This is a genomic window from Acanthopleuribacter pedis, assembly GCF_017377855.1.
Lineage (GTDB): Bacteria > Acidobacteriota > Holophagae > Acanthopleuribacterales > Acanthopleuribacteraceae > Acanthopleuribacter > Acanthopleuribacter pedis.
Map to the genome: position 1 here is coordinate 179,789 of NZ_JAFREP010000018.1, position 22,661 is coordinate 202,449.

A 22,661-nucleotide genomic window follows, 5' to 3' on the forward strand; every position below is an offset into this window, starting at 1 on the left:
TGGTGAAGGGCCGGCGGTTGAGCGGTTGTGTTTCGTAAGCGTGGGTTAGGGCAGGCGCAAGACGGGGTTTGCCAGCAGGAAGGCGAATGGCGCGCCGGGTCGGGAGCCACGCAAGGCCAGGACGTGAATCGGTTGATCGGATTCGAGGCGGACCATGCCGCGGTCTACCGTGCCGAACAGCGTGGCCAAATCGGCCAGCGCCTTACCGCGCACCGCCAATCCGGTCGCAATCTCGCGGGGTGTTCCCGCCGCGCCGTTCTCATGAACCAGGGTCGCCGTGACCCGTGCCGCACCACTCCCCGCATTCACCACCGCGATGCCGTCAAACACCAGATCGGCTTCACCCAAGTGCAACAGGAAGGTACGACCCGTTTGGCTGGATTCGGCGAGGTGGGCCCGCACACTTTGGTCACCGACAACGCGGTAGGCGGCGGTCATCAAACCCGCCCCGCTGACCAAAGCCAGGTGGCTGGGACGTTGGTCGGCGAACAAGGTATCGATGGTCAGCGCGCGACGTTGGTTGGCTGCCAGTTCCACGGTTTGCTCGCCCAGGTTTTGGCCGGCTTGGTCGTAAGCTCGCAAGGTCAGCGATTGGGCATTGCTACCGGGGTTGGTCAGATACAGCTCGGTTTCAAAACCGCCGGTGGTACTGGTAATGTGGGGCAACCACCGCTGTTCCATGGCGACGGTGGCGGGACTGTCGGTCAACAGTTCTTGGCGATAGCTGGTAATGACACAACGCATGCGGTTAATTTGGTTGGGGGTGAACTCGGTCATGCAGGTTTCGGGCATGTAGTTCATGTAGTTTTTGACAGGTTCCTCGGCGTCGCAGGCGGTGCGGCTGTTACAGGAGGAAATCGACAGGTCGGGTTGTGGGTGCGGGTTGGTGTCGCAAATCAAATCGCCGGTGGTGTTACAGTCACCGGTGGGGCAATTCTGGGCATCTTCGACACCGGCAAAGGTATGTTCCAGACCCAGGTAGTGACCCGCCTCATGGGTGGCCACGTGAAACGGCGAATTGTTAAAACCGTCGTAACCCATCACATCGTAGGCAACAACCCAACCCTCAAAGGCCGGTTCGGCCCAAGGTTCCCAGGGCATTTGGTAAACCACGCCGGCCGCGCCTTCCCCCTCGGAAACGTAGAAGTTCACATAGCGGGTGGGGTCCCATTGCAGTTCGGCCCCGTAGCTTTCGAGTTCGCCATGAAAATAGGCGTCGTTTTCAACATAAACAATGCCGTTGGTGGCGTTGCCGGCGGGATCGGTGCTCGCCAATTCAAACTGAATCCCAGCGTCGTTTCCGGCCGCACCCGAGGTGCCGGCCATGGCGCGAAAATCCGCGTTTAGGATTTCGACCGTGTCGCGAACCACTTGCTCGCTGACTTTGCCGGTGCCGTCTGCTTTATGAATGACATGAACCACCAGTCGCAGCGTGAAGGTCTCGTTGACCGCGTATTGATCGCTGATCACCGTGCTGTTGCCGTCACAATCGGCGGGTGCTTTGCTTACGTAATCTGCTTTGCGCACCACCGTGGCGCAGCGGCGGCCGTGGGAGGCCGACCAAAGCGGCATCGTCGCCATGACACAGCAAGAGAGCATCGTCAGGACCTTCATCATAAAATTCTTTCGCATGGTAACTCCTCATTTTCACGCACCCCGAGGCATGCAGCATGGTGCCGCAATCACCTGCTTAGGGTGAACAGGAACGGGTGACGCGTTTGACCCTTCGGCGTCACGAGTTGATGTCGTTTCTTCAATCCCCAGCCCGTTTTGCTCAGGCGCCACGGCCCATGTGAACAAATGGGGCAAGCGGGTGGTGAACCAAGAAGACCACCCATTTATTGATCCGCTTTGGAGGACCCGTTTAACCCTGCCTCAAGTTAAAATAACGGGTCGGGTGCGCGGGTGACGGCAGGCTTTTCAACCGTTTCACCGCAACTATCACACCCATACGGGGCCACGCGCGGTTCCCCCTACCCCGGCCTCGGTCTTTTTTAAAAAAAACGAAAAATCTCGATAAGAATCCGTCATTTTGTCTCAACCATGCCGCCACCCCGCCTCGTTTGAGGGTTCGGGCGCGGTTCAAAACCCTTGATTCGCGAAGCCGTCACCCGGCACAAAACCGAGGTCACTCATGGAACTCCCTACATTACTAATGATCCTAGGTTCCATCGGCATCGCCTTCCGCCTCGGCCGCCCCTTGCTAACCCGCCTGCGATTGGGGGAACCCCTCGCTGGACATTTATTAAAAGGCGGCTTCGAAAAACCGGGGGCGGAACCTGGCTGGCACCTGGCGACACGGCAACTGACCATCCACCTCGAACGGATGGGAACCCGTATCACGGTAACCTTCACCGACCGGACGGGCGGTCCCCGAGCGAAACTGGAACCCGCATTTGAGAAGGTGGTGACCGAGGTCCTAACCGGACCCACCTTGGCAATGGCCCAAAACCTCAAGCCGGCCCTGACCTTTACCGAGGATCACATCCAGCTCGCCTTCGAAAACACCGAAAACCTCACCTCGACCTCGGCCAAACAATGGATGCACAACCTTATGGCGCTTGTCATTCCCGCGATCACCCTGACCACCGGCGCCTTCTCCGATCCACAGCGTTGGCTTTGGCTCACCACACTCCGTTCTTTTGCCGCGCACCACGCCGCGGCGGTTCGCGCTTTGTGGCCACGATTTGAGACGGTCCACCGCTCGCCGGACGATACCGAGGCCGCCGACCGCGTCCTCGCCGAACTTTTCCCCGGCCTTTCCCGCGCAGGTTTGTCGCGCAACCTCACGGACGCGGGCGACAATGAGCCTCCCATCGCGGTATTTCGTCGTTGGTTGGACGACCCCAAACTGCTCCCTGAAGCATTACACGACCAGCGCCCACACCTGCGCGTTACCGGCCCCTTCGAACTGGTTACCGCCATGGTTTCGGCACCCTTGCCGCCGAGATTGCTGACCCTTACCCTGCTCGATGTGCCCAGCGAATACAACCAACAGCTTCTGGAGATGTGGCGCACCCACCGTGAAATCGCCCGCGATCCCGAACAAACCAAAGTGCTGATTGATTTCAGCCTGGCCCCGCACAAGGATTTGGTCAAACTGCTGATCGAGAACAGCCCCGCCCATAGCCGCAAACACCTTTGGCAAAAAGCCTGGTGCAAAACGTTTCTCCAAGATGAAGCGCTTTCCGCGCTCTCGGCAATGAGCGACCTTGACCTGATCCCCTTCTTCAAGCAGCAACTCCGCGAAGGTCGTCAAGAAGACCACCTGATCCACGTTTTGGCCAATCATCCCAGCCAAGCGGGCCGGGACGCCCTGATCGACTGCCTCACCATTCCCCACTTGATCGCCCGCATCAAGAACCACCTCAAGTCACGCAACGACGACCTTCTCATCAAACAACTGGCCGCCTGCATGCTTAACCCAAGCACCTGCGATGAGATCCTGCTCCATTTCAGCGAGCGAAGAGACGACCGCCTCCTCGAGGCGATGCTGACCGCGCTCAGCCGGCCGGAATTGGTCGAACGGGTCTTGCCCCATGTGATGACCCGACGAGAAAAAGGGGTGCTGCCGGCATTAATCGAGGTGGTGACCGACGCCAGGCTCCCCCTCTCGGCGCGAATCACGGTCACCAACGGCCTCAAAATGTTTACCGATCCCGCGGCGCAAAAGACCCTACGTGCGCTGATTGATCACGGGGAACAAGGGATCGCGCTTGCCGCCATTGAAGGACTGGGCTTCCGCCGGGAAGCTGGAGATTTAAGCCTGTTGGCGGCGGCGCGCAAACGCACCAAGGATCGCGACATCCGCGCGGCGATTGATCGCGCAACGGCGCGCATTCGCGAAAGCAATGATGGCGGCGAGACCGGCTTGTTATCCTTGGCCACACCGAGCAGCCAGGGCGATTTAGAGATCGCACCGCGGGGCGGTGATTTGTCCAAACCTTCTTAAGCGACGGTGCCCATCGCGGGTGTCACCGGGATTCGGCGCCAAACGAAACGGAGCCGAACCCCGGCGCGGGTTTAATCCATGCAGATGAAGTTGATCTTGTTGCCGTCGAGGTCACGGAAATATGCGGCGTAAAAACCACCGGCGCGAACACCGGGTGCCCCCTCATCCGCGCCACCCAGTTCAAGCGCTTTGGCATGCAACTGGTCAACGTGTTCACGATTTTTGGCAACCAGCGAAATCATCACCCCATTGCCCACGGTCGCCGCGTTCCCGTCGTAGGGCTTGCAGACGCAAAAGTAGAGCTGATCACGGCCGTTGGCATAGGCAATAAACTGTTCGCTGTCTCGTACCCGTTTGCCGTCCAACAGCGCAAACAAGGCATCATAAAATTCACCGGCCTTGGGTAAGTCATTCGAACCAAGCATGGTGTAGGCAATCATCGCATCCTCCGTGGTTGGATTTTTTACAGACCCGTCCATCATAACCCGCGTCGCAACCAAAAGAGAGCGCTTCTCGGGGCCGAACCCACGAGAGTGAGGTGGAAGCGTTCGTGGAAAATCAGCTTCAATCCTCGTCATCATAAAAATAGGGCGATTGAAAGGGTTCAATAAACATGCCGGGCATTTCAAGTTGATCCTTTGATACATCTGCATCGCATCCAAGATACATATAGTAGTCGTAGCCAAAATGAAAAAACACGCCGTCATCGCCGACAAGTTTGCACCAAAGGAGTTCGCGCAAAATGTATCGCATACAAACCAAGGCTTCTTGTTTTCGTAACCGTGCCCCCTCCTCAATAGAGGTTAATGCCAAAAACCGGCGGCCAACAGAAACGAGATCAGCGATTGACCCACCAAGGCGCGCCTCCAAACCCACAACGGTTAAGGTTTCAACCCGGAGCAGACTTAAGAATCGATCAGCAACAGCCACGTATTGTTTTTCAGCACGCACATAGTCTGTCCCTGTAAAAACCACACCATCAAAGTTGCGGCCGATCTCCGAGATACTCGTCCATTCATCGGGTCGGTAAGCACCTGAAGCGTCCCGATAGCGAGGGTTGTATTTTGTCACACGAAACTGAGCCATATTAACCACTCTGTTCATCGTAAGGCTTAAACTTTTTCACCAGACTTCGCGCGGGATCGTAGGGAGTACAGGACCATGGTGCCGCATCAAATTCAGGCAATGATTTCGCTAGGAACGCCAAGCCGTTAAGGATTTCTAAGACATAGGGATGAAAAGGATCTTCTTTTTCTTGTTGTAAAAAGTGCTGTGCTTTTCCATTCAAAAATGCAACGTCTTGGGGTCCCATTTGGTGGGATTCAAAATCAAGTGGAAGGTTAAGCGCCAACGCGGACAATCGGCGTGCCCGTACTGCATCAAGACGGTCTTGCGCGTGTTTCACCACCTGCCACACCGAGCGCAAAAACCCCCGCTCCTCAACCCCACGGCATCCTGCCATCGATTGTGAGAGGGCATAGTTCTGCAATAAGTTATAGAGCGCATTCTTGTGAACTTTTGGGTGGCTCGGCCGGGCTTTTTCAACCGCTACCGGTTTTTCATCATTGATGTCTTCTGATCCAGGCAGATAGAAGGCGCGCGCCAGTTCAATTAAGTTGGGGGTAAATATTTCGATGACCTCATCCATGGTGTCGTGTTTGATCTGGAGCAATGCCGCTGGTTTTCCATCGCGCCATCCAGAACCCTCGCGAAGGGCTTCCTTGGTTAAAAAGTGGCGGCTTTGAAGTTTTCCGAGATGGCGATTGAGGGCAAACCCCAACACCTGCTCAACGGCAGTAAACGCAAAGCGTTCTTCCGAATTAACGGGTGGAACGGGGATGCTCCTCAAAAGCGCGGTGTCCTTGGTTTCACTCATAAAATGCTCCTTTGCTCAATAGAACCTGATGGCACCCATCTTGGATTGGATGCCACTCAAGGAATTTCATCTTGCAAAAACGCATCCCATAACTGATAAAATTTCGGCAAGGCCTTTTGTGTATCCCCCTCTGCAAATTTATTTAACACAACCCAATCCCACCCACTTGAACACCGATTACCAATCTTTTCATACAACCATTGCTCAAATAAGGTAAGCTCACAGCTTAAACCAGAACCTTTCCTGCCGGCAGAGAAGCCATTTAAAAAAGCAACAACATGGCTCCAATCCGGGGGGAGAACGTACATCCCTTCGCGGCCGCGCATGCCACCAATCACTTTACGCAACGGTTTTTCCATTCGATCTCCTTTGAAAACGACAGAACAAATGAGGTCTGGATGTTCGCAAGAAATCCTCCAAGAACCGGCAACCAATTTGATACTAAGTCACATTCACAGATAACAACTATCAGCGACACATTCTTCTAAGGTCTGGTACCAGTGATTTGAAGATCCAGTACTATTATCCTCATGAGAAACCAAACCCCAAGGATAACCCTTTTCGCCAAAGCCTTTCTCGGTGTAAGCCACGGCCACGCCATAACCTTCAAATTCAGCAATAATCCAAACAAGATATTTTTCTTCTTTCCGGTCCCATTCCCAAATTTTTTCATCCGCTCGCGGAGGAACCAAACACGCGCGAAATGCTTCGGCTAATGCATAATCAGCAAACTCAGCCAAGGATCTAGCAACTTTCTCTGAAACATTTGTTTCAATCATACTGTCTTCTCACTTCTTTTTTGTAGGATTTTTTGTAGTTGGACGCATAAGAGAACTCGCCTCATCCCCTGTCAAGCCACTCAATGTAGCGTGATCAGGATTCTTTACATTAGGACTAGGCACGACATCGCCACCAGCTTTTCTAACATTCCCTACAGTTGTCTGGCCAACTTGACCATTTCTAATCGTTTTTGTCAGCTCTTTTGTTGACTTTCCTGCGGCACTATTAACTGATACCTGGTCAAGTTTCCCGTCAGGACCCTTTACTACCCCAGATCCCTTCTCAAAATTCTCAGGTAGGCTCTGTCCTCCTCTCAGCACTAAAGCATCATCTGGTAAATGCCCAGGTTGATGCGGAACCTCTTCGGGAGAACCAGAATTAGAGCCCCTAGGAGAACGACCCGAGCCCTTCGAGTAGCTGTGGGTTATGTCGTCGTAGGAGTTTTGGGCGAAGTTTTTGGAGCCCTGCGTCATGACCGCGAAGCCGTAACCCGCCACGATGATCCCGCCGGCGACGACGCCGCCCGCCAATAGGATCGGGCCGCCCGCCGTGGCGATGGCCACGCCGCCAATCGCCATCGCGCCGCCCATCATCATACCCGAACCGGCCAGCGCCGCGGCAATATCACCAACACCTTGGCCCACCTGGAACCAAAAATGATCGACCTCCTCGCGGCCCAAACCCATCATCATGTTGCTGCCAAAGCCGTTCATTGCGCCCATGGTGAACATGCCCGAACCTTCGATCATCTTGTCCAAGTCGACCCAGCGATCACCCTGCAACACCTGCACCCGCACGATGGTCATTTGCTCGTCTTGCAGGCCGGTCGGGTCGATGCGGTTGATCGGGTTGTTGCCCACGTAACTGTAACTGTTCCAGTACTGTCGCATCGGATCGGCTTGGAGGAAGCGGCCCACCTCGGCCAAATACCAGCGACCGTTCATGTAAAGCAAGCCAAGGCTGCGCTCTACTTCCTGGCCGGTGAACTGGTGGGGCTCGGTTAGGTCACCCGCCAATGGCTGGTAACGCTCGATGAGGCTGACACCAAAGGGATCACTCTCAACCCGCGAAAGCACAAACAGTGAACGGGCCCGTTCTTTTGCGGGCGCATCGACCGGGGGTGCCGCCGCCGGCGCGCGGCGCATCGGCGCATCCGGCGCGGAACGCAGATAATGGTCGCGAATGGCCGGATCCGCCTCGGCGCGGGTGGTGATCCAAACCGCGTCCAATCCGCCGTGCCAGGCGTAATCCTCATGGCCCGGCCAGTCACCGACCACCACATCTTGGGCGGGGAACAAGGCGGTTAAGTCCACGGACTCCGGCTCACCCAGGAGTTCGCCGTTTTGGTAACAGCGCACATGGGTCCCGTCAAAACTGACGGCCAAATGGACCCAGGTTTTTTGCGGCAAGGGACTGAAGCGACTGAAATACCGCCAACCCTCGGCCCCGCCGCCCAATCGCAACACGGGCAGCTTGCCGCCGTCGAGATAAAAGTGGACGGGATTGTGGCGAATGGATAAACCCGCGCCGACCGCCACCATGGTGCTGCTGTCCCATGAGCCGTCGTCCTCATCGCTGTCATAAGCCCACAAAGCGATGGTAAACCCTTGGGTAAGCTGTTCTACGTCGGCATGGTTGGGGAAACGCAGGGCTTCATCGCGATCAAACCACAAGCCACGCTGACCGTCACGGGCTAGGTAATTGGGTTCCCCCATAAATGCGCCCTCGCCTAAGGTGCCCCGGTTTATTAAGGACCCCTCGAAATCGAGATCTACCAGGGTTTGGGGGCTTGGGGTGACGGAAGGTTCGCCGGGGGTTTCGCTTCCCGAGGAAGGTTGCGCATCCGCGACGGGATCGCGGTTGAGCGCAACCACCATTTTGGTACTTCCCAGGTGATCCTTAATGTACAAACCGCTGTTCCGCTTGCTTTTGTAACCGAGCCGCTCCGCGCCGTTGAAGAGGTAGACCCGGCGGGCACGGCCCCAGCCATCCAACTCGGCCGCGTTTTCCAAACCATGGGGGACGAAGAAGGTAGTTTCCGGCGGCCCAACCGGTTTTTCGACAGCGCGGAAGATGCGGGTCCCGTCATGGTCGTAGCGATAGCGGTGGATCTCGGTAGCGAAACCCGACCCTTCAGCGTCCCCGCCGTACAGGGTTTGGGTCAAACGGGTCGGCTGGTGCAGGAAACGCGGATCCTCGTAGGCGAACACCTGATCAACCTCAAGGCTCGAATCGACATCTTTATACCGTTGGATGCCGGTCACATTGCCCATGCTGTCGTAATCAAAGGTGTTGTTTTCGTAACGGGGTTCGTTGTTGGGGGCGTCCCAATCCTTGCGCACGGCGCGTAGGCGATTGGTTCCGGTATGGAAGTCGTGAACCAGGTTGGCCTGATAGGGCACCTCGGAACGAGGACTAAAGTAACCGCTTCGGTTTTCGCGAATCCGGTTGCCGTTGCGATCATAACCGTAACGGACGATCAACAGGCTGTCGCGCTGCTGGGTAGCCTCGGTTAACTGGTAAACGCCGTCGTAACGGTAGGCATGTTGGGTGGTTTCACCCGCAACCCCTTCCAGGTGAAAGGTTTCGGACAAGGCGGCCACGGTGCCGTCGAACATGCGCCGCGTTTCCTCTTCGCCTTGCAATAAACCACCCAAACCAAAGTAGTCCAGCGCCAGCGAATAAGCGGGTACCCCGTCAACGGCAACCTCTTGGCCGAGGAGCCAATCACGGACATCGTAGGTGAATCGATTGGAAATGGGCGCGGCACCGTCGCCCCCGTAAACAACCTCGCGCACGTGACCGGTTACGGCGAAATCCCAAACGGCAAGCTGCCGGGCGGTGTCTTCCAAGGCGAGGTTGCTTCCCTCATCCACCAGGGGGCCCAAAACAGCAACGACGGCTTCGGCCGGTTCGTTGGCGGGTGTGTCTTCGTGACGGTAACGAACGCGCAAACGCATGCGCTCCGAAAGCGGGGCTAAATCATGGGTGGCGGCCAAACGACCGAAGGGATCGTAAGCGAAACCGGTCCCCAGATGATGGGTTTGGTTATAACGTGCGACGGGTAAATCGCGATGGTCGTAGCGGGTCCAGGTGACCTGGGGCTCTAAAACGCCGCGAATCAACTGAACGCGGCAAATCAAGCGCCCCTTGAAGTCGTAATAAAAACGCTCGGCACTTTGATCGGCCATAATTTCGACGCGTTGGTCCAAAGGTTCCGCAAACAAAAGGCCGTCGTAATCCCAGGGATAAGCTTGTTCCAGGGATTGAATGGTCGGCCAATAGGCACCCTCGCGAAATGTGTCCGACCAAGGATGGCGTTGGTTGAAAAGATCGTATTCACCATAGAGGTATTGGACGACCGATTCGGCGTTGACCCGGACCCGGTAATCAGCGGTGGAAACGCCTTCCTCAGGCAAAGCCTGATCATCGGCGGGGATGCCCCGCACGGGGTCACCCACGATAAACAAACGCTGCAAGGTCTGCTGCTGTTGGGTGCTGATGCCGGGAAAGGAAACGATTCGTGTTTGCACGAGGCGACCCAGCCGGTCGTAAACTGACTCAAGCCATTGGTTACGCGCGATATCACCGGCGTGGCGCACCAAACGCGGGCGACCCAGGCGGTCATAAACGTATTCGGTGCGCCCGTGATCCGGGGCGATGGTCGCGGCCAGGCGTCCTTGCCCATCATACTGATGACGGACACACAACGCGCCTTGGCCGGACGCCGGCGTCAAACGCCAGGGTTCCCCTTCCCCTCCCCGTTGCAGGTTCAACGCTTTCGGCGGCCACACGGCTGTCACCCGATCCTCGGCGTCAACCTCGGTAAAGGTAAACACATTGAGATCAGAACGCCATTCGCCGGCACCCGTCGGATCACCGGATGACAGATCATTGGCGGCAACACGGTCGTGGTAATCGGCAGGCAGCTCAATCACGGTATTTTGGTGGAGGATTTTGTCGCCGACATAAAATTCCGAATCGCCGATGCGCACACCGAAACCCCATGAACGCAGCAGGTCCACGCTGGGATTACCGATCTCTACAAAAGCGGTGCCATGGGCGTCCATCAAGGAAGCGTGCATCAAACCGTTGGGATCAATGCTCAGCCGACCCTGAACGACGGGCACCGACAGGTCGTCGAACGGCATGATGGTAAAGGCTTGGTGAACAGCCAGTTGGTCAAACAGGAGCTTGGCCGCGGCGGGCGGCGTACCGCCTTTGGAAAGGTCAAAAACGGGCAGCGTAAAGTAATGAAAACGATGGTGGCGCAAGGGATCGACCGCATTTCGGGCCTGACTGCCGGCGGGGATTTCGGCAAGCATTCGGCCGCGGGCACTGTCGCGTTCGTAAACGGTTTCGGTGTAGGCAAAAGGATCGCGCCCTACCAAATGGTTAAGCCGTTCCCGATTGCCGACACCCTGGGCATCGGCGCCCCAATAAAAGATAGCGGCTTCAAAACTACGCGCGGCGCCGCCGGCCCCAACCAAGGCGGCAGGCGGCGGGTTTTGCCGCCCCTGGCTACTCACGGTATTCATACCGAAACGACCGTTTTCGTAGTCATTGATTTCAAAAGGTTTGGCGGTTAAAGAAACACGGCCGAGCGCATCATAACGCCGTGCCCCGGATACGCCCACCCGGTCGATCCAATCAAAAGGAACGTGGGTGGCCATGGTGCGGGTTTCTTGGTAACGCCCGATCAGGTCAAAAAAATCGATGGAGACAATGCGTTGTTGCGGGTTCTCAGGATTGGGATAGGTCATGGAAACAACGCGGTTGTGGGTTTCGCTTTCCCCCCAATTGCTCGGGTCGTCACCCTCCAAAAATGCGTTTAAACGCGGGTTCTTCCGCCAAAAATCCTCATCTCCCTCACCCAACGGGGAACGTTCTAGGCGACTTTGAGGGACGAATACACAAATGTGGAACGCCCCGCCGCGATCCGAGCAGGGTGGGCGGTAGCGGTAAAACAGGTTGTGTTCCCATCGCCAAGTGGTGGCCGCTTTTTGCAGGCTCACCGCTTGCCGCGCGGCGTACTGGAAGGGCAAGGGTCCACCGTCTTTGTGGTCGGGATAAGGCACCACAAAAACCCGGTGCGAACCGCTGTCGGTGAAGGGATCGACGGGAACGGTAAGCCAAGCATACACACCCAAGGCTTCCAGGTTCGTCGGGGTTTGGGTGAGATCCATGTCGTCTTGGGCGCTACCACCCAAAACCCAGGTTTGATTGCCGGCACCGTCCAAACGACGCGGCTTCAGAACCATTGGCTCGGGGGCAAAGGCATTGGCCAAGGCATCGCGCAGCTGAGGCGTGATTTCTTCCAGCAAAGGCTGGAACGGCTGCTGCTGATCCGCTGCACTCAAGCCGCTGTTGCGCAGTCGCGGTGTTGCGACGGTGCCGGTACCGGCGGGAACCCAGTTGATTTGGAGGCGGTTGGCGGGCCCGTCACCCTCGGCGACCAGCGAGCTGTCCCCGTTTTGTCCGAGGTAAACCAGCTCCAGATGAAGGGTTAATTGATCGCGCCCCTCGGGTTTGAAACCGACGGGAAAACCGGTTGCGGGGAGACTCGCCTGAACCAGAAGCCGCGGCAATCCGTTTTGCCAACCAATTCGCGCAAAACTTTGGGTAAACATCGGCGCTTGACCCACGGCCAAGTCGGCAGGCGCACTCTGCCATGCTTGCCCGTTGAAATACCCCAGCTCGGAACGCCAGCGCCAACGGAAGTTGGCGTTATTGACCTGGTCGGGACGAACCGATGGGTTAACCGCCAGGGTTTGGGTCATCACCAACGCGACACCGTCCCCTTCCCGTTTCATAACGCGGTCGGGCGAAATGGTTTGGTAGGTCATGTGCGTCAGGGGCCGGCCTTGGGGCGGCTCTCCCGGACGCAGGTCAATCGCAATCCCGGCACCGTGCAAGCGGCTACTGCGCGCGAGAAAATTGCCCTGGGTGTCCACCAAATTGATATGCAGCCGTACCCGCGTTGAAGCATCAGGGGCCTGGCGAAAGTCGACCCAGCCATTTTGCTGAAAAAGGGCCCACCAGTTTTCGGCAATCACTTTCGGCAGCACCAAAAGTGGCTGGGCAACCTCGGTGAGGCCGGTGGTCGGCATGGCTTGTCCCGTTGCGGCCAAGTAATCAACCAAGGGCATTCCCGCGGAACGCTGTTGAAGGCCGTCCTCGGATAAAAAGGTCAGACGCAATTGCCATTGATTGACAGCGCTTTGGTAGTCCTCGGTTTTGAATTTAACGTGGGTTTGCAAGGCGAAATCGTGAAGGTCCGCCGCACCGTAGCGCCACACCAAATCTTCTGAAGCCGCGGCAATGCCGATGGTCCCCAAGGTGTTGGGTTCAAAGTCCGGGGTTGGACAGGTAAGCGATCCCCCATAGTTCAACGTCAAAGACGCATCGGCCAGGGGATAATTTCGACCGGTCAGTTGATCGACCACGGCCACCTGGCGCACGGAGATGGGATAAGGGAGCGTGGCCAAATGGACCGGAACCGTTTGGTTGAGATCCTGGGCGGTGCAGAAATTGATCGCGGACAATGCCTGATTGAGCACGGCCTGGTATTCCTCCGGCCGGCCCGAGGCATTTTCTCGGGTGGCGAAGGTGTTGAACACAACACCGGCCTGGGTAACGGGCACCACCTCAAAACGGTTGTGTTGGCGGCTCCAGACCTCGCGGGTGACGGCACCGGCGCGAAGCGCAAAGCGATGGTTGCCGGTACCAACGAAGCCGGGGTAATCCACGCTGTAATTGAGATTTAGGTTTCGGGTCAGGCTGGTTTCCAAAACGGGATGGTTAAAGTTTTGCGAGTCGGCACCGCCAAAAGCAAAACCTACCCGAGCCCGATCCAAGGAACGGATCGAACCAAAATCTTGCACGGCCCGCACACGCATGCCGCAGGGATCGCGGCCTTCATAAATCACGCGGTAGGCGGTGTCGGGAAGGAAAAGGTCGTCAAACAGGAGACCGTTACCGGCGGGACGCACCTCAATCAAGCTCGGTTCACTCGAATCGGGATCAAGCCGAAAAACAGCAAAGGTCCCCTCAGGGAAGGCTTCGGAAAAAGCCGCGTTCTCCACCCAGGGAACCAGGGTCGCCACGCGCGGAACCAGTTGGTCGCCGAGGTTGGCGGCGGCGCGGCCTTGCAGCCGCCAGGGACGCGGCAGGTTGCCGGCGACGCCTTCTCCATTGACGCGGTGGGAAAATGACGTGATGGTGCGATCCGGCAGAGTGCGGTACTGAACCGGCAGGGTCGCCGTGGTGAAATCAGCACCTTGTTCGTCGTGGAGTAAACCAATCTCGTGGCCGGCCACGCGCAAGCGAACCTGCATGCCCGGCAAAGGCAGCTCCGGCTGATAACGAGCATGGTTAAGCGCATCGTGGGTTTGGTTTGAAACCAAAAATGCGGCCAGCCGGTAGGTGCGATTGGGCGGGCGCGGCACCAAAGAGGAAGGGTAAACGGTGGCTGATGCGGGAATGTAGGTGGGAAGGTCGGATTCGCGCAGAAGCGACTGAAAAGCCCGTGACAAAACAGCCGCGCCTTGCTCACCGGCCAGCTCGGGAAGGGGCGTGGGCACACTGGTGAACAACGGACGATAACCACCATCGCGATCAGGTTCGTAGAGACGCAACACGAGTTTCCAATCGGCGGGAACACCACTACCGGGAAGGATTTCCAGCGAGGAGGACAAACCCACCGCCTCGGGTTGTAATTCGCCGTCGGTAAGCACCACTTCGGCCAAGGTTGGGTCGGTGGTTAAGCCCCAACGGTCAACGCCCAGCGCCAAGGAAAACCGAGCGTTGAGGTTGTCAAAGGTCAAGATCTCGGTGAAGGGAAACAGGTTGTTTAGGAGATCGGTGCCCATGTTTTCTTGCCGGAAGAAAAGCCGGAGGCGACGTCGTTCACGACCGTTGAAGAACAGGTCCCGATGGGGGCCAAGCTGGTAGGTCACCTGAAAAGAATCGTCCCTATGGGTGAGTTCGAGGCCGGGTCGGTCCGGGCTTACGGCGCCCAGTCTGGGCTGGTAAACCAAGGACCAAGGGGTTTGATCACCGGACGCCAACCATTGGCGGCCGTCCCACATCTCGCCGGTATCTTCATCGCGCCACACCCACTGAATGTGTTCTGAATGCTCGCGGAAAGAGGGATGAACGGAAACGCGGAAGGAGATCGCGTCGCGTCCATTAATAATGTAGTGGGTTTGATCCACCACAAAGGGTTTGTAGACCCCGACATCCAGGGCAATCTCTTGGCGCTCGCCTAAAACCTGCCAACCGAGGGTGAGGTTGTCGCCCAAACCTTTGATGAAGTCGTTGGCAAACGAGGCGCCGTTGCCCGGCCACATAAAGTGAAAAACCAAATTGGTTGGATCCCCCCGAAATGCCCCATGAAGTATGCCGAAATAATCCCTTTGAAGGGTTTCAACAAAAGTAAAACCGTAGTGATCAGGATCATTTCGATCATGGGCAATCCATTGTTCACCATCGAAAAACAAGCCATCGCTAAGAACCAAAACGCGAATATCATCACCGGCTAAACGTTCCGGCAGATTGAAGAACTCAACCCAACCCATGATGTACTGCACGCTGGTCATTCCCCCCATGGGAAACCATGGGGAAGGCCCCGAATAAATGGGGGTTCTCGGGCGATCCTTTGCGACCTGAAGGTCCTGCACCTGGAGATCGTCGTGCATGGCAACGGTCTCCGCATCTGTCATCGTGGAATGAAGTGAAAACGCACCGGCTTCCACGGTTGGCATCGCCAAAGGTGCCGGCATCGCGGAGGATGAAACAGGCGGCCGATAAGTCATCTGCGCCAATAAAAGTTCGGGGGTGCGCTGGTGGCGGTCTCCATAATGCATGACAATGTCGTAGGTTTCATTGGGACGCAGCCGTTCGCTGCCCAACATATAAGCCATGTTCAGCCGTAGCCCACCCGGTAAACGCCGCCAATGGGGATTCAACCACCGCCCAAAACGATCGCGAATCCCAAAAAAAGCAAAACGCGAGCCACTGACCGACAGACCCGGCGCGGTCAGGTTCAAGTCATGGGGCAACGGCTCGGTGGTGGTCACCTGAAAAGGTTCAGCACCCTCTCCCCTTTCGGCCACGGAGACATTGCTGTAGGCGGTAACCGGTAACAACCCCATCGTTTCTTGGTTGAGCGGCGCCAACGCGGTCGGACGGCGATGAATGATCTCAAGGGTCGCGGGGAAGTTGGAACCAACGGGGTTCGCGCTATTGTTGCGAAAACGGTAAAGCACCAACTGGTACGCGGTTTCGGGTTCAAGTCGGCTGCCGTCAACCACCACGGAAGCCTCGAAAATCGCGTTGTTTTTCCAGTTGGGATCCATCCAGCGCCCATCACTAACTTTCTGTACACCCAGCCGATAGAAGTAGGCCTCGGGCGGAACCCCCGCGGGCAAGTCCCAAGAAACACGAAAACGGCCGTCGGCGAAAAAGGAAACATCCAACCCGGTGGGCGCGGGTAAGGCCGCAAATTCCAGGTTTACCGGCGTCCAACCGGATTCGTGTAGACCGTCCGCGCGCGTCTCGCGCACCTTGACGGCGTAAAGGGTCGCGACACCGTCCCAAAAAGCCGAACCCCGATCATCGACCCGCAACACCAGCCGGCCGGCTTCATCGTCAACCGGGGTCAGCCTGGAAGCAGCGCCGATCACGAGCCACTGAAGGGTGTTCTGCCAGTGTGAGCCGTCCCAATATTCGGTCACCCCGTTGCGGACACGCCGCCAGGCAAAGGTCGCATCCTCAAACACAAGCGCGCCAGGGTCCCGATGCTGAAGATGGAGCGAAAGCTGTGAAAAACCATCGTCTTGGGATACCAAGGACGCGGTGCCTTGGTCCTGAAGCTGAACAGACAGTTCCGCCGCATGGAGACCCGGCCCGACCAAGCTCGCAAGCATTCCATAGATCGCTAAAAGCAAAACACCCTTTTTCATTTGTTTACCCTTTATCAACGTGCAAAAAAGCTGAGTACCCGGCATATTTGAAACGAAAAACCAAAGCATCAAGGCGCTGGGTTCGTCGCGGGCCGGCGCCGATGTTCGAGAACCTGAAACTCCTGACGCACGGCGCCGTCGCCGTCAAAAACACGCCACAACTCGCCGTCCGCGTTGTACTGGTAACGAACCGTCCGCCCTCGTCCATCGGTGGACGCGCTCAACTTTTGGAAATGGGGATCATAAGCAAAGTGATTGAGCATCGCGCCGGTGCCTGGCGACGAACCCGCCGGATACGCGGCGATATCGTCGAGACGCATGCCGGCCTGGCCCAGCGTCAAGCCGCTAAGCTGGTCCCGGTTCAACTTAATCTTGACGTAGAACCATCCTTGAACCATCGGCCGAATGGTGATGTGCCGCGAGGCACTGGCGGGACGCTGCGCCGTCAGTGTCACAGTCCTTGGCTCCCAACCGCCGGGAATGTTGAGGTTCAGCGTGGACCCGCTATCCGGACGGCAGTAAAAGGAAAGGTAGTAGGGACCGTTCGGGTCAGCGGGGTTAACGGCCGGGGTAACATTCAGCGTCACCGGACCCAGGGCCGCCCCACGCCCGCTGTAAACCTGTTGGTACCGGGCCATATAAGCCGCGGCGGAAAGGTTGTGTGCATCGGGTGCCGTTAACGTCGTGATTTGATAACCCAGCGGGTTGGCTTTGGCCGCGGGGTAGGCACCACCGGCCACCTCGCGGTAGTCTTCAAAATCCTCGAAAAAGACCTGGTCCCGTTTGGCATTGGCAAAAGATGCCACCACCCGACGCCCCGATGCCTCAAACACCAAAGCACTGAAGTTGCCCATACGGTCGCGACGCTCCACGCGACGATTAAACCGGTTGTAGGCGGTGTTCTGATAAGCGACTTCCCAACGACCCGCCGAGGATTCGGCGTAGGAATCGTGCCAATAACCGTCGGCACCCGGCGCGAAAGTCAAACCACTTAAAACCTGATCGGCGCGCCCGTTGAGATCGGGTGCAAAGGACGCCGAACCGGCAAATAACCAATTCTCAGGCTGATCACGGTTGAGACCGGGTCGCCACAAATCAATGTTGGCGTAAAGTTGGGCAACCTCAGCCTGCGCCAATTGCGACAACCAGGGCCGCTCCGCGGTAGGTCGCAACGGCGCGTGGGACACCACGGACAAGGTCATCCCTTTTTGAACCAACATATTTTTGTTTTTTAAGCCGGCGGAATCCTCCGACATCCAGAACTCATGGGCGGGAATCTGCCATACATATTGGTAACGGGTGCGACCGTCGGCCGACAAAGCCCGTGTTTCGGTAATCGCGTTTGAACCGTTGGAAAAATCAATGGCAATCACTTCGCTCTCTAAGGATGTCGGTCGGCCGGCGGTACCGAGCTGTTCGAAATAGGAAAGCGTGCTTTTCATCGGTCGGTAGGTGTTCCAGATTTCGTCCTGCAATAAGGCTTTGACACGAAAATGCTTGCCTTGGCTGTCCTTACGTCCAATGAGTAGCCCAAAGTGTTTCTCCGCATGAACACCCGGCATGAGGTTGTTCAACGCACCCGCGGCCCCATTCCCCGCCAAAGTTTCTTCCGCCAAACGACCGGCGTCGTCACGATAAAACCTTTTGACCGGTAAAGCAGGCAGACTCGGATCGTAAGCGGCACGGTACTCGGTGGTTGTACGCTGAATCGGTCTGCCGAGCGTATCCAACACCAACGCTTCAACTTGGCGACCAATTAAACCGGCTTGGTTCACAACGCGCGTGCGAACTTGATAGTCAAAGGAGAACACCAGGTCCTCGACGTTGTTAAAGGGGGCCGCTTCCCAAGGCTGGTCACCATCGGTGAGATTTTTGAACTGCAGCAATTGCCGATGCGCCTGATGCCCATCCCAAGATAAGGCAACCCGATCTTGATAGGGTTTTACGGTTTCCACGAAAGTGCCGTGGACCACGGCGGGGTCGGCGGCGGTTTTCATGCGAACCCGGCGTTTCCCCGTGTCAAACCGTGCATTCTCCTGTTGGATGGTGACGGTGCCGTAGTGAACATCCGCACCCGGCATGAATAAATAAGGATAGGCCTCGCCGCGCAAGAGGCGTCGGTCCCCGCCAACCCCTTGGATGTTGCCGGTGGGCTCGGCAAAGATCACACCACTGTCCGCATCCCAATCGGGATCGCGGTAGTCGTAAACCACGGAGCGAACCATATCAGGATCCTCAGAGCCGGTTTGACTCGGCCCAATTTGAATGCGCTTGACCCGCAGACTGCCGGTAAGCTCACCCACGGCCCAACGTTGACGGGGATCCAAGCGGTAAGGATCCTGATAATCGGTGGCGACAGGCACCACCCGCGCCAAAGCTTCGCCGGCCGCGGTTTGATTGCGCCCGGGGATTTGCTGAACCTGAAACCGCACCAAATCGCCGCGTGGATGGTCGATTTCGTGCCAAATCCAAGAGGCAAACTCGCGCACCGAGGGATGCTCCGCGATCCCCAAGGTGTTGGAAACCTTGTCGATTGCCAACGACCACCGATTCTCAGCCTCCAACCGTTTCACCGGGAGAACGAACCGAAGATCGTTGCTGTTGTAACGAACCCCGCCGGTGCCGCTTGTTTCGCATTCACCACGCGTATTGAGGAAGGGGCAATTGTTGCGCGAAGAACCCCGCGCCAAAACCATGACGTGCCCTTGGTACACATTCGGGTCGTTGTCCGCCCACCGCCAAGTGAAATCCGCGAGCTGGGCCAGAATGGTTTCCAACGGGAGTGGGCGCCCACTTGAGGTGCGGAAACGGATCGGCAATGTTTCACCGCGCACATAATCAACCAACTTGCCCGGTTCACCCGCCTCAAAAAAGGTCATCTGCTGGTCACGGGTCAAGGCCGGGCGGTCTTGAATCCAAGTGTAGGTGTCGCGTTCGTAAACAATCGCCAGACGACTGCCGACCGGGGTCTCAATGGAAGCCAGGCTGTCCAAAGCCTGAACCGGAACGTTTTGGCCCGAAACCGTTGCAACATTGCGGTCATCGACCCTGGCCGCATAAGGTTCGGAAAGGCTGGAGGGGTAACCCCAAGGATCTTTGCGGTAATAGGCACGGTCGGCAAAAGCGTCAGGGTTGCGATGGTAGTCGAAACGATAACCGTTCCCCAAGGGAACCGCGCCGGAACGGCCAAAGAAATTCACCTCGGTGAGCGCCAATTTGCCGGTGCCGGGCGTGCGCACGTTGGGGTAACCGGGCGCCAAGTCTTGGTCATAGGTAAAGCGCACCTCGTTCATAAAACCATCACGCCAAGCCGTATCATCCAGCCAGGCCGATAAATCACGAGCCGCGGTGGCCGACCCCGTCTGAAAAATGGCGTCATCAACCGCGGGCCCCCGTGCATACAGCCGAATCGCTTTAAGTTTGATCGAACCGTTAAAGGTTTCCATCGACGCTTCGGCAGAACCATCAGCCGATGTGGTGGAGAGGGCGGGATTGCGAATGACCAAATGACTGAATAAGCCGTGGGAACCGGGCGTTTGGGGCGGTGGCGGTAAGGGCGGCGTGGCGACGTGGAAGGTGATCCGAAAAACATCGTGGTGGCCGTAATCCCAGTTACCAAGATAGGTTAGATCGCCTTGGCCGAACATGGGCGCATTCCTCGCCCATAGGTAACCTGCCACCAAACTTTGGTCAACGGATACACCCCACTTGGCGGCAGTACCCGCGGGAAAAAGCAGAACCCGCTCAAGCGTGGCATCAGCTTGGAGGTTAAACGAACCGAGAAAGCGTTGTTGGGTCGTAGAAGGTGCATTTTGGTCAATAAAGGAAGCCGCGCTGAAAAAGTGCGGACCGGCGGTGTACACCAGCACGTCCCGACCCGTAAAAGCACCCAGGGGATTGGGAACGGGCCGTGTAGGGTCCACAAACCCGGCTCCTGAATCCGCGGGATTGACACGGGCGGACACGTTATCCGCTCGGTCACGATCATGCTCAAACACGGCTAAGTGCGTGCGCGTTTTGGCGAGAAGCGGATGGTAAAAATCCTTGAAGCCGGTATTGCGCTGAAAATGGAAGGTGTCGTCGTAACTGTTGCGGCCGGTTAATGCGTAACTCGGTTCTTCCCCCTCGGTATCGGATTCAGAGTAGGGCGTGCGCCAATGGTAGGAAGGATTGGTTAAGGCATAGTGGAAGGTGACATAGTCGCCAAAATCCTCGGGGCCAAAATGGCCGAGTGGCGCGCGATCCACAAAGTGGGGTGAGGTCACCGCCGCCAAATACCAAGCGTAGGCATAAGGTTCGGTTTTGTGCTCCTCCCGACGCGCGCTTGAATCAAAATGATTGGCTTGTGAACTGGTCCGCTGGAAGGTTGATTCGCGCAGGTTCATCGGCCGCGCCCCCGCGGTCACCAGACCGTCGGCGTCCTGGAGCACCCCGAAATGGTACACCACGCCATCGGGATTGGTGACAATAATGCGGGCAATCCGCGCCTCGCCGTCCAACGCGTATCGGATCCGCCGACTTCGGTTGTGAACGGCATGACGCTTGTGTGCGGCGCCGTCGCCAATCGGCTGATCAACGGACATGGGAAACAAAGTATGATCGGTCAACAGGGCGGGATCGGTCAACATCACCATGTTGTCTTGCAGCGCATCCCGCGTCCGCCAGCGGCTTTCCCTAAAAAACGCGTTCAGATCGGCATCCCAGGGAATGCTGCCTTCTTCCATAAGGCGGTAGAGGTTGCGGTACGGGTAAAAATGCCAGCCGTCACCCAGGGAAACGGACGCGCTCGAATCGGAAGGCGCCAGAAAACCGCGTTGTGCATGAACCGGTTTGGCCATGCCGGTTAACCCTTGGGCGGCGATCGAGTAACCATCGAAACTGGTTGTCACATAATCCGCCTCGTAGGCTTGGTTGGTTCGCATCGCGTCTTGTTGATCATCGTCGTCGGGGACCGGGGTGGTGCCTTTCTGGAAGTCTTGAAAATAGGTGTCCAAGGCCAAACCGACATGTTTGTAGGGCGCATCGGGGAAACGCTCGTCACGACGTTGGTAACTTGGAAAAAACCCGTGCCCATCGACACGGGACTGATACACCGCATGAAAACCGGGGTCATTCGAAGGAAGCGCTTTCACATCCTCGGCGATACGCATTTTCGCGCGCTGTTGATGCGGTGTACTTTCGCCGACCTTGTCCAGATGCAAGGCACCCCACGCTTCGTTGGCACCGGCGCGAATCACCTTGGTACGTCCCCAGCCAAAATTGAAGGCCTTGATGCTCAAACTTACATAATCGCTATTGACGGAGGTTTGGGTTGCCAAGGCGGTTGTTTCCGTGCGGCCCGAACTGAGATGCATCGATACGTCGCTATTGCCAAAACCCACGGTTCCCGAGCTGGAAAGGCCGACAAAGGTCCCATTCTCACCCGAATAGCGGAAACTACTGGAAACATCCCCATGCTGACTGAGTGAAATGCCGACACCCACCCCCGAACTCTGGTGATTTAGGCCGACATCGGCGGAAAAACCGTTGCGATTATGGAAACCAAGCGTTGCATTCCCACCGAAGGCCTTATCACCGCTACGACCGAGGGAACCACCAAAACCACCGTGGTTATCCCAATTAACCCCAATCGTCCATCCCTGGTAGCCAAAACCGACGTTGTAGCTGTACACACCTTCAAAGTGTTCTTTGGTTGTGGTCAGCGCCCCGTGGTAATCATCGGGAATAGAACGCACAAATCGAGAAACAGAGCCAGGCTGAAGGTTCCAGCCTAAACCGACCCAGCTTGCCTCTTGCCCGTGAAGCACCCCGGCCTGGTAACTAAGCGAAAGGGGGTAGCTACCACCCGGCGCACCGGGAAGGGTCATGACAGGAACCGCATAGGTGAAGTCACCATTGGCAAGATTGACCAAGTCGGAAATATCAACCGGTTCGAACTGCGTCACTTCCGGCGCGGTGGCACCACTGGTCTGTGCCCAAACGGGCAAGATGGCGGAAAAAATCAACACAAGGCATCGCAAAACCATGAGGTTCACTCCCAGCAAATCACGGCAAGGGGCAACCAAAAGGGCATGCCAACCTCGCTGTA

9 protein-coding genes are annotated in these 22,661 nt (G+C 57.0%); 1 reads left to right on the forward strand and 8 read right to left on the reverse strand.

Annotated features, from left to right (window positions below):
- Positions 1-45: 45 nt before the first annotated feature.
- Entirely contained in the window at positions 46-1,632 is a 1,587-nt protein-coding gene (locus J3U88_RS19495) for a DUF5719 family protein (RefSeq protein WP_207860621.1), read from the reverse strand.
- A 502-nt stretch (positions 1,633-2,134) separates the two neighbouring features.
- Between J3U88_RS19495 and J3U88_RS19500 the strand changes: the two genes are divergently transcribed.
- A complete protein-coding gene (locus tag J3U88_RS19500; RefSeq protein WP_207860622.1) occupies positions 2,135-3,952 on the forward strand; it encodes a HEAT repeat domain-containing protein in 1,818 nt (605 codons plus the stop codon).
- A gap of 71 nt (positions 3,953-4,023) precedes the next feature.
- On the opposite strand, the gene J3U88_RS19505 is transcribed toward J3U88_RS19500, so the two are convergent.
- From J3U88_RS19505 to J3U88_RS19535, 7 genes are all read right to left on the reverse strand, one after another.
- Entirely contained in the window at positions 4,024-4,392 is a 369-nt protein-coding gene (locus J3U88_RS19505; RefSeq protein ID WP_207860623.1) for a VOC family protein, read from the reverse strand.
- 124 nt (positions 4,393-4,516) lie between these two features.
- Positions 4,517-5,038 carry a hypothetical protein gene (locus tag J3U88_RS19510; RefSeq protein WP_207860624.1) on the reverse strand — a complete coding sequence of 174 codons (522 nt, stop codon included), beginning with the start codon at positions 5,036-5,038 and terminating at the stop codon, positions 4,517-4,519.
- Between the two features lies 1 nt (position 5,039).
- A complete protein-coding gene (locus tag J3U88_RS19515; RefSeq protein WP_207860625.1) occupies positions 5,040-5,828 on the reverse strand; it encodes a hypothetical protein in 789 nt (262 codons plus the stop codon).
- Between the two features lie 56 nt (positions 5,829-5,884).
- Positions 5,885-6,187 carry a hypothetical protein gene (locus tag J3U88_RS19520; RefSeq protein ID WP_207860626.1) on the reverse strand — a complete coding sequence of 101 codons (303 nt, stop codon included), beginning with the start codon at positions 6,185-6,187 and terminating at the stop codon, positions 5,885-5,887.
- 93 nt (positions 6,188-6,280) lie between these two features.
- Entirely contained in the window at positions 6,281-6,607 is a 327-nt protein-coding gene (locus tag J3U88_RS19525; RefSeq protein WP_207860627.1) for a hypothetical protein, read from the reverse strand.
- 9 nt (positions 6,608-6,616) lie between these two features.
- The gene (locus J3U88_RS19530) at positions 6,617-16,537 is read right to left on the reverse strand and encodes an RHS repeat-associated core domain-containing protein (RefSeq protein WP_207860628.1); all 9,921 of its coding nucleotides are present in this window, start codon (positions 16,535-16,537) and stop codon (positions 6,617-6,619) included.
- Between the two features lie 104 nt (positions 16,538-16,641).
- Complete coding sequence (locus J3U88_RS19535; RefSeq protein WP_207860629.1) at positions 16,642-22,599, reverse strand: RHS repeat domain-containing protein; 5,958 nt, start codon at positions 22,597-22,599, stop codon at positions 16,642-16,644.
- Between the last annotated feature and the right edge of the window lie 62 nt (positions 22,600-22,661).

What these genes read in the sequence shown, in the direction of transcription:
- J3U88_RS19505 (WP_207860623.1), bottom strand. Translation starts at nt 4,392, where the DNA reads ATGATTGCCTACACCATGCTTGGTTCGAATGACTTACCCAAGGCCGGT.
- J3U88_RS19525 (WP_207860627.1), bottom strand. Translation starts at nt 6,607, where the DNA reads ATGATTGAAACAAATGTTTCAGAGAAAGTTGCTAGATCCTTGGCTGAG.
- J3U88_RS19535 (WP_207860629.1), bottom strand. Translation starts at nt 22,599, where the DNA reads ATGGTTTTGCGATGCCTTGTGTTGATTTTTTCCGCCATCTTGCCCGTT.
- J3U88_RS19500 (WP_207860622.1), top strand. Translation starts at nt 2,135, where the DNA reads ATGGAACTCCCTACATTACTAATGATCCTAGGTTCCATCGGCATCGCC.
- J3U88_RS19520 (WP_207860626.1), bottom strand. Translation starts at nt 6,187, where the DNA reads ATGGAAAAACCGTTGCGTAAAGTGATTGGTGGCATGCGCGGCCGCGAA.
- J3U88_RS19530 (WP_207860628.1), bottom strand. Translation starts at nt 16,537, where the DNA reads ATGCTTGCGAGCTTGGTCGGGCCGGGTCTCCATGCGGCGGAACTGTCT.
- J3U88_RS19515 (WP_207860625.1), bottom strand. Translation starts at nt 5,828, where the DNA reads ATGAGTGAAACCAAGGACACCGCGCTTTTGAGGAGCATCCCCGTTCCA.
- J3U88_RS19510 (WP_207860624.1), bottom strand. Translation starts at nt 5,038, where the DNA reads ATGGCTCAGTTTCGTGTGACAAAATACAACCCTCGCTATCGGGACGCT.
- J3U88_RS19495 (WP_207860621.1), bottom strand. Translation starts at nt 1,632, where the DNA reads ATGCGAAAGAATTTTATGATGAAGGTCCTGACGATGCTCTCTTGCTGT.